Source organism: Bartonella sp. MM73XJBT.G (assembly GCF_028618435.1).
In the GTDB taxonomy this organism is placed as follows: domain Bacteria; phylum Pseudomonadota; class Alphaproteobacteria; order Rhizobiales; family Rhizobiaceae; genus Bartonella.
Genome location: NZ_JAQISW010000005.1, coordinates 152970 through 161817, shown reverse-complemented (window position 1 = coordinate 161817; position 8848 = coordinate 152970). Strand labels below are relative to the sequence as shown.

Annotated in this window: 6 protein-coding genes and 1 tRNA gene; 3 read left to right on the top strand and 4 right to left on the bottom strand. The window is 37.6% G+C overall.

Features of this window, described 5'->3' with window-relative positions:
- Positions 1–139: 139 nt before the first annotated feature.
- Positions 140–215 (bottom strand) — tRNA-Phe (locus PVV59_RS04640).
- A 402-nt stretch (positions 216–617) separates the two neighbouring features.
- On the opposite strand from PVV59_RS04640, the gene PVV59_RS04635 reads away from it, so the two are divergent.
- The 3 genes from PVV59_RS04635 to PVV59_RS04625 all read left to right on the top strand — a co-directional run bounded on the left by PVV59_RS04635 (position 618) and on the right by PVV59_RS04625 (position 5109).
- Positions 618–1781: a phosphoserine transaminase gene (locus PVV59_RS04635; RefSeq protein ID WP_273754878.1), complete on the top strand. Its 1164-nt coding sequence runs from the start codon at positions 618–620 to the stop codon at positions 1779–1781.
- A gap of 379 nt (positions 1782–2160) precedes the next feature.
- Positions 2161–3450 carry an adenylosuccinate synthase gene (locus tag PVV59_RS04630; RefSeq protein ID WP_273754876.1) on the top strand — a complete coding sequence of 430 codons (1290 nt, stop codon included), beginning with the start codon at positions 2161–2163 and terminating at the stop codon, positions 3448–3450.
- Positions 3451–3687: 237 nt separating this feature from the next.
- Positions 3688–5109, top strand: coding sequence for a hypothetical protein (locus PVV59_RS04625; RefSeq protein ID WP_273754874.1), 1422 nt, complete (start codon positions 3688–3690; stop codon positions 5107–5109).
- 191 nt (positions 5110–5300) lie between these two features.
- Here the strand turns inward: PVV59_RS04625 and rpoH are convergent, their stop codons facing one another.
- The 3 genes from rpoH to PVV59_RS04610 form a co-directional block, all read right to left on the bottom strand.
- Positions 5301–6185, bottom strand: a complete 885-nt coding sequence (rpoH, locus tag PVV59_RS04620) for an RNA polymerase sigma factor RpoH (RefSeq protein WP_273754873.1) — start codon at positions 6183–6185, stop codon at positions 5301–5303.
- A 148-nt stretch (positions 6186–6333) separates the two neighbouring features.
- Entirely contained in the window at positions 6334–7338 is a 1005-nt protein-coding gene (locus PVV59_RS04615; protein ID WP_273754871.1) for an RluA family pseudouridine synthase, read from the bottom strand.
- Positions 7339–7367: 29 nt separating this feature from the next.
- Entirely contained in the window at positions 7368–8798 is a 1431-nt protein-coding gene (locus tag PVV59_RS04610; RefSeq protein ID WP_273754869.1) for an aldehyde dehydrogenase family protein, read from the bottom strand.
- Positions 8799–8848 lie beyond the last annotated feature (50 nt).

The following is an 8848-nucleotide window of genomic DNA, read 5'->3' as shown; positions in this document are numbered from 1 at the left end:
TACTCCAGAGAAAAATAAGGAGCAAATAGGAGTAAATTAGATAAAGTTGTATAAACCGTAAAGGGTGGTCTAAAAGGTGGTCTTAAAAAAGACAATTAAAGAGAAAATCTATATATTTCAATATGTTAAACACAAAAAGTGGTGCCCAGACGCGGATTCGAACCACGGACACGCGGATTTTCAGTCCGCTGCTCTACCTACTGAGCTATCTGGGCATGCTTCATAAAAAATATAGAGCGTGTGCGGTTATAACATTAAAATTTTCTCTGTCCAGTCATCAAAAGAAAAATAATTGATTTTTTAATAAATTTATCTCCCTATTCTAGAAAGTTATTAATGAATCTTTATCATAAAATAAACTTGATAGGTATGTTGTGATAGAGTAGGGTGTTGTTATCAGAATGCTATCTTATCGTGGTGATGATACGAAAAAAATTAAAAGAATCAATTTAGAGGCATGATTAAGAAAGATTTTTTTACAAAGTTTCCGTGAATTTTAAGCCTACGAAATAATAGAAAACATTTTTGATTTTTTTCTAAAAAGACGCTTGATTAGTCTTTATAACAATTTGTTTTTCTTTATAAAGGAAGAAAAACATATAAAAAGGGGAGAAATAATGATAATGTTACAAAAACCAAGCAGTCGTCCCAATAATACTAATTTTTCTTCAGGTCCTTGTAGCAAACGACCTGGTTGGACTTTTGATGTTCTTAAAAATGCATTAGTTGGGCGTTCGCATAGATCAAGAGAAGCAGAATTAAAACTTGCTGAAGTTGTTAATTTAACCCGTGAGATTCTTGAGGTTCCTTCTGATCATCGTATAGGAATTATGCCAGGTTCAGATACCGGTGCTGTTGAAGCCTCTCTATGGTCTTTATTAGGTGAGCGTGGCATTGATATGGCGGCGTGGGAAAGTTTTGGATTTGGGTGGAATAAAGATGTTGTTGAGCAATTAAAGCTTTCTGATGTGCGTCGTTTTGAAGCCCCATATGGTGAAATCCCAGACTTAACACAACTTGATTTTGATCGTGATGTTGTTTTTACATGGAATGGGACAACTTCTGGTGTACGTATTCCGAATGCGGATTTCATTCCGAATAAGCGAGCAGGATTGACCATTTGTGATGCAACATCTGCAGCTTTTGCACAATATCTTGATTTTTCAAAATTAGATGTTGTTACGTTTTCATGGCAAAAAGTTTTGGGAGGTGAAGCAGCACATGGTATGGTCATTTTAAGTCCTCGTGCTGTTGAGAGGCTTGAGAACCATGTTCCAGTTTGGCCTATGCCTCAACTTTTCTGTATGACAAAAAATGGAAAATTAAACGAAGATATTTTTAAAGGAAAGATAATCAATACACCTTCTATGCTTTGTGTTGAGGATTTTCTTGATGGGTTGAAGTGGGCAAAGTCTCTAGGAGGGGCTGCGGCATTAAGAGCACGGGTTGAGAAAAACTCTTCTGTACTCGATGCCTTTGTTCGTAAAACACCATGGTTAGAATATTTAGCAAAAGATCCTGAGGTGCGTTCTAACACATCTATTTGTTTAGATATTGTGGATCCAGTAATTACAGCTTTAGACACTGAAAAGCGAGTATCTTTTATAAAAGCGGTTGTGAATCGTCTTGCTGAGGAAGGTGTTGCTTATGATATCGGTTCATATCGTGATGCTCCTCCTGGGCTTCGAATTTGGGCGGGTATAACAATTGAGGCTTCCGACCTTGAAATTTTAACACAATGGCTTGAATGGGCGTTCCAATTTGAAAAGGCACAGCTTTAAATAAGACAGGTGATTTTCACAACGCGTTTTGAAACAGAAAAAGGATACGAGAGATTATAATGATCTTTCGTATTCTTATATTAGAACGACTTCTGAATCATTTACATGAATTGTAATAGATTAAGAGGGAAAATGAATGTTTTGTCAGGGGAGAAAAGCATAAATTGAAATTTCTAATTTTTTACTTTTTCTAACAAAAATGACAGATTTAGAATGTTTTTGTATTTGCTCATCTTTATTATCATAAATGTAAAAATTTAATTTCTTGAAGATTGAGAAAAATCTGAAATGAGGAGTCGCACTTACTCTAAGGTTTCGTTATAAGGAAAGTATTTGTTTTTGGATACGGTTTTTTTGACCAAACACGACGGAGAAAGTTATGGCCAATGTAGTTGTTGTGGGTACACAATGGGGAGATGAAGGCAAAGGTAAAATTGTAGATTGGTTGTCTGAGCGCGCAGATATCGTGGTGAGATATCAGGGGGGGCATAATGCTGGCCACACATTGGTTATTGATGGGGTGAGTTATAAATTATCACTTTTACCGTCTGGTTTAGTTCGTGGAAAATTATCAATCATTGGTAATGGTGTCGTTGTTGATCCTCATCATTTTGTTGCAGAATTAAAAAAACTATGTGATCAGGGAATAAAAATTACACCAGAAATTTTACGGATTGCTGAAAATGCTCCCTTAATTCTTTCTTTGCATCGTGATCTTGATGCAATTCGAGAAAGCGGTTTATCAGGTTTAAAAATTGGGACAACAAAGCGTGGGATTGGACCGGCTTATGAAGATAAGGTGGGACGTCGTGCTATCCGAGTGATGGATTTAGCAGAAAAAGACACGCTTATGGCTAAGATTGAGCGACTTTTGAGGCATCATAATGCTTTGCGTCGTGGGATGGGTGTTGCAGAGATTGATTCTCAAGCACTTTATGATGAATTAATGCAAGTTGCAGATGAAATTCTGCCCTTTATGGATTGTACGTGGCATCTTTTAGATGAGGGCTATCGGGAGGGAAAGCACATTCTTTTTGAAGGGGCACAAGGTGCTTTACTCGATAATGATTTTGGAACTTATCCTTATGTAACATCATCGAATACAGTTGCTGGGCAGGCATGTACAGGATCTGGGATGGGACCTAGAGTCATTCAGTATATTTTGGGTATTGCAAAAGCTTATACTACACGTGTTGGAGAGGGGCCATTTCCGACAGAGCAGATAAATGATATTGGTGAATTTCTTGGGACACATGGACATGAATTTGGTGTTGTAACGGGTCGAAAGCGTCGATGTGGTTGGTTTGATGCAGTTTTAGTGCGTCAGATGGTAACAATTTGTGGTGTGCAAGGTATAGCATTGACAAAACTTGATGTTCTGGATGGTTTGGATGAAATAAAAATTTGTATTGGTTATGAGCTTGATGGTAGAAAAATTGATTATTTACCTTCTTCCATGGGAGCTCAAGCCCGTGTAAGGCCTATCTATGAAACATTAGAAGGTTGGAAGGAAAAAACAGCTCATGTATTAAGGTGGGAAGATTTACCAGTGCAGGCTGTTAAATATATACGCTATATCGAAGAGCTGATTAATACAAAAGTAGCTTTATTATCCACGAGCCCAGAACGTGAAGATACTATTCTTATTACAGATCCCTTTGCAAATTGATGATTGTTTTTAGGTTTTTATATAGATTCTTTGTTCATCTCTGTGGATTTTAAGAAAGAGCTTGTTTAAGAGCGCGTAAGAGAAAGGTGTAAAATAACATTGTTTATTTTTCATATTCATTTTACACTATTACGATAGTTGCACCAATATAAATGACAATTAATTTATGAGGCTAAAAAGTTTTTTGGCTTTAGGGCTGGGGTTTCTTTTCTCAGTTTAAGAGAGATTATAGAGGAAATGGTAGATTTCGTTGGAATCTTAAAAAAGGCAATTAATGCGCGAAATAATGTTACACCACAAGTGCGTAAGCGGATTTATAAACGGGCTATCGAAACGTTAGAACATCAATTTTTAACAGCAAAAATGCCGCAAGCAATAGCAGATGAGCAAAGAAAGATTCTCCAAAGTGCTATTGAAACTGTTGAAGAAGAATATTTAGCAGTTGAAAAGAAATTGCTTACTTCAGTTATTGGGTGGAATCCCACAAATATAAATGAAGATAAAAAATATATAAAAGAAACCATATTACCAAAGAATAATGAATTTTCAGAGATAAATACAAAAAGCAAGCAGGATTTTGTCACAGATTCAAAGGGTAACAAAGTCGTTGATGATCCTTGTGTATCGGATATGCCAGAGGCGGAGCCTGTTAATATGAAAGCTTGTGTGTCATCTGAGCATGTTAATCACTATGCATTAAAGGTTTCTCCTTCACAAGAAGATAATCCGCATATTGTTTCTCATATTTTTTCTCAAGCTTTACGTCGTGCTAATAAATCATTGGTGCAAAGGCGTATTGTGATAAGTGCTGTTGCTGTTGTGAGTTTTGTTGTTTTAACGGTTGGTGTTTTTTTTATTGGGGAGCGTGTATTTGTATCAAATGATCATCAATTGTTAGGAGAAAATCTTCAAGCTTCTCACGGGGTACCGAAGAAACTTTCGGTTAAGAGAAAGTTAACACAACGCTTATTAGAAGATGGGAGTGAAGTTGATGTTGGTTTAAAACAAGCGACAGATTCTTCCGATGAAGAAGGAATCTCAACAGTTGTTGCCAGCAATTTGCAATCGCTTGAACAATCAGGTGAAGCTGTTTTTTATCAAGCACGTACAAATTATGATGAAGAAAAGGTAGCAACGGGAAGCGTTCACTGGACGCTTATAAGGGAATCTCATGTAAAGGGGGCTCCAGAAGAAATGGCTATACAAGGTGATATAAAAATTCCCGATGAAGGGTTATCATTACGGTTAATTTTACGTCGTAATACCGATCGGTCATTTCCTGCTGCATATATTATGGACCTTATTTTTATTCTTTCTGATAAATTTTCAGGAAAAGCTATAAGCAATGTTCAAGCATTAACTTTTAAAGCAAGTGAACAATCCATTGGACAGGCTTTAACAAGAACTATTTCTGCAAAGATTAACGATGATTTTTTTCTTGTTGCATTGAGTAGAAATCATCCATTTCTCGATCGAAATTTACAATTGATGCGAAAATTAAATTGGATGCGGTTGGTGTTAACGGATAAAAACGGACGCATAAATGAATTAACCTTTTCAAAAGGCCCCACAGGTGAGTTCATTTTTAATGAAGTTATTGGAAAATGGCTTTCACAACAAGATAAACTAACAGCTCTCGGACAAAAGAATAAAACATAGATGCAAATAAGATAAAAGATTGTTTCTTACTATCCATTTTTATTCGTACTTAAACGTACTCACTAAAGCGCACGCATCAATAACCTAAAGAGTTTGAGAGATTCATTTAAAAGCACAAAGCCAATAGATACCTTTTTCATTCCCAATTTAAGAATGTGCAAGCCATTGGCTTTATACCTAATTTTAAAGTCTTATACTGGACTTTGAGATAAAGCAGAATCTCTGATAGAGTTTTGCACTTTTTCAAATGCACGCATTTCAATCTGTCGTACTCGTTCTCGACTAATGTTAAATTCACCAGAAAGTTCTTCTAGAGTTAATGGTATATCGTTTAAACGACGTGCTTTGAATATGCGTTTTTCACGTTCATTGAGATTTTCTATAGCACTGCTAAGCATGGAACGACGATTTTCCAATTCACTTTTTTCAATTAAAATTTGTTCTTGATTGTTAGACTCATCCACCAACCAATCTTGCAACTCGCTGTTTTCTCCTTCTTTTGTACGAAGGGACGCATTGAGTGAAGTATCACCACCAAGTCGGCGATTCATCGATACAACTTCATCTTCTGTGACATTCAACTGGGTTGCAATTTCTTTTACTTGCTCTGTATTAAGATCGCCACCATCAAGTGCTTGAAGTTTATTTTTTAACTTACGAAGGTTGAAAAACAAACGCTTTTGATTGGCTGTTGTCCCCATTTTCACCAAACTCCAAGATCGCAATACATACTCCTGGATTGATGCTTTAATCCACCAGATTGCATAGGTCGCCAGACGAAAACCACGCTCTGGTTCAAAACGCTTAACAGCCTGCATGAGTCCAATATTGCCTTCTGAAATGACTTCTCCAATGGGCAGTCCATAACCGCGATATCCCATCGCAATCTTAGCGACGAGACGCAAATGACTGGTAACCAACCTATGTGCAGCTTTTAAATCATTATGCTCACGATAACGTTGAGCGAGCATATATTCCTCTTTTGGCTCAAGCATTGGAAAACGACGCACTTCCTCTAAGTAACGGTTTAATCCGCCATCACCTGTGATTACTGATAATAAATTCATATGGGCCATATAGCACCCTCCTTTTATCTGAATTCCCTAATAAGGCAAATTCCATGTTTAAGATAGCCAACTATCCTTCTAACTTCACTCTAGCATATTTTTTAATTTTGTTCAAAAAAAGATATTTTATTGTGAAATCTTGAGATGGAGAAAAGTTTCAATTCATTTTTTTTAAGTGCTTAATAAGTTTAGTCATATCTTGAGGCATTGGTGCAGAAAACGACATAACTTTACCGGTAGAAGGATGTTCAAAAGTAATATTTGCGGCATGGAGTGCTTGTCGGTTGAATTGATCGATTGCATTTTTAAGAGTGGGATTAAGAGTGTTTGATTTTGTTTTAAAGGCATTTCCATAAACCGTATCACCTACGAGTGGATGTCCAATATGCGCCATATGAACACGAATTTGATGGGTACGTCCAGTTTCCAGACGACATTCCAGAAGACTAGCAAAAGGAGTCGAGTCCGCATGACTAGCATATTTTTCAAGCAGTGAAAAATGTGTAACAGCATGACGAGCATGAGGATTTTGGTTATGGACGACAGTTTGTTTTGTTCGGTTATGGGGTGAACGGCCAAGTGACGCATCAATTGTGCAGATGTTGCGGTGAGGTATCCCCCAAATCAAGGCATGATAGCGTCGATCTAATGCACAGGTCCGTCCATGATCAGAAAATTGAACACTGAGACTTTTGTGAGCCAGATCATTTTTTGCAACAACCATAACACCGCTTGTATTTTTATCAAGGCGATGGACAATGCCAGGACGTTTAATACCACCGATACCAGATAAACTATTTCCACAGTGGTGAATAAGGGCATTAACCAACGTACCAGTCCAATTACCATTGCCAGGATGAACAACAAGACCGGCTGGTTTATTAATAACAATGACATGATCATCTTCAAAAAGAATGTCCAATGCAATGGCTTCAGCGCTAGGTCCTGCATCACGAAGGTCAGGCACCACCAATTCAATTATTTGGTTAGGTTTTAATTTTGTTTTTGGTTCCTTTATGAATTGACCATCAATTTTAAGACAGCCTTCACGGATGAGGGTTTGCAAACGTGAACGTGAGAGCGCATTATGATATTGTTTTGCAAGCCACTGATCAAGACGTTGCCCAAGAGCACCTTCATCCGTTATTTTCTGTATGACCATACGATTCCTATTAAATCTTTAATAAGATTTTACCAGTACGAAATTGCTTTGCTATCGAGAAATTCTTTAATTCCCCAATGCCCCCCTTCACGAGCGCGCCCAGAGAATTTTACACCTCCAAAGTAGCTTCCATCAGGTAATCCATGTCCGTTAACTTCCACCATACCGGATCGTACTTGTGCCGCAATACGACGACATTTGTTGCGATCTTGTGATTGAATATAGTTTGTAAGACCATACTCAGTATTATTTGCTAAAGCGATGGCTTCTTCTTCTGTACTAAAGGCAAGAATCGAGAGAACTGGACCAAAGATCTCTTCTTTGAAAATACGCATATGAGGTTTTACATCAGCAAAGACTGTTGGACGGACATAATAACCGCGTTCCATCTCTATAGGTAAACCAGTTCCCCCTGCAACAAGAGCTGCCCCTTCATCAATTCCCGATTGAATAAGATCTTGAATTTTGTCATATTGTTTTTTTGAAACGACAGGTCCAATATGATTACCTTCTTGCCAGTTTGGTCCTACTTTTGTCGTTTCTGCAATATCTTTGGCTATTGTTACGGCTTTGTCATAGATGTTTTGTTCCACAAGCATGCGAGTCGGTGCATTACAACTTTGTCCACTATTATAAAAGCAATGTCTTACACCACGCTGTATAGCATCTGAGTCGGCATCAGCAAAGATGATATTTGCACCTTTTCCTCCAAGTTCCAGACAGACTCTTTTTAAAGTAGCACTGGCATTTTTAGAAATATCTTTTCCTGCTCTGGTTGAACCAGTAAAGCTGATCATTTCTAGATCTGGATGTGCTGAAAGGTAAGAGCCGACAGTTGCACCATCACCATTGATTAAATTAAAAACACCGGCAGGAAGTGCGGCTTCATCTAAAAAATCAGCAAAAAGCATAGCAGAAAGAGGCGCAATTTCAGAGGGTTTTAACACCATGGTACAGCCCGCCAACAGAGCTGGGATAACTTTAAGAGTTACTTGATTCATGGGCCAATTCCATGGCGTAATTAATCCTACGACGCCTATAGGATCGTAGTGAAGGATTGCGTGTTCATTTCCCTTTATTAAAGTTTCTTGGAACGAAAACTCTTTATAAGCTTCGATAAAATCGCGAATATGGGAACCGCCGGCTGCAGTTTGCGCATTAAACGCCATATCAATCGGTGCTCCCATTTCCATTGAAATGGTTTTAGCCATGTCTTTGGAACGTTTTTCGTAAATCTCTAAAATTTTTTCAACGAATCCAAGACGTTCGCTTGGTGAAGTTGTTTTCCATTTTGGAAACGCTTCTTTTGCTGCATTAATTGCTTTATCGGCATCTTTTGTGCTTCCAAGGCTAATGATAGCACAAGCTTCTTCTGTTGATGGATTAATGACGTCAAAATCGTGGGGCGTACTTGGATTATCCCATAGACCATTGATATAAAATTTCCGTTTATTGAACATAATTTACTCCCTTTTTTCTATTTGTGTTTATGTAATTATGATTATCTTAG

Bases quoted from the DNA above. Each gene is read 5' to 3' on its own strand.
- rpoH (WP_273754873.1), bottom strand. From the start codon at position 6,185: ATGGCCCATATGAATTTATTATCAGTAATCACAGGTGATGGCGGATTA.
- PVV59_RS04630 (WP_273754876.1), top strand. From the start codon at position 2,161: ATGGCCAATGTAGTTGTTGTGGGTACACAATGGGGAGATGAAGGCAAA.
- PVV59_RS04610 (WP_273754869.1), bottom strand. From the start codon at position 8,798: ATGTTCAATAAACGGAAATTTTATATCAATGGTCTATGGGATAATCCA.
- PVV59_RS04625 (WP_273754874.1), top strand. From the start codon at position 3,688: ATGGTAGATTTCGTTGGAATCTTAAAAAAGGCAATTAATGCGCGAAAT.
- PVV59_RS04615 (WP_273754871.1), bottom strand. From the start codon at position 7,338: ATGGTCATACAGAAAATAACGGATGAAGGTGCTCTTGGGCAACGTCTT.
- PVV59_RS04635 (WP_273754878.1), top strand. From the start codon at position 618: ATGATAATGTTACAAAAACCAAGCAGTCGTCCCAATAATACTAATTTT.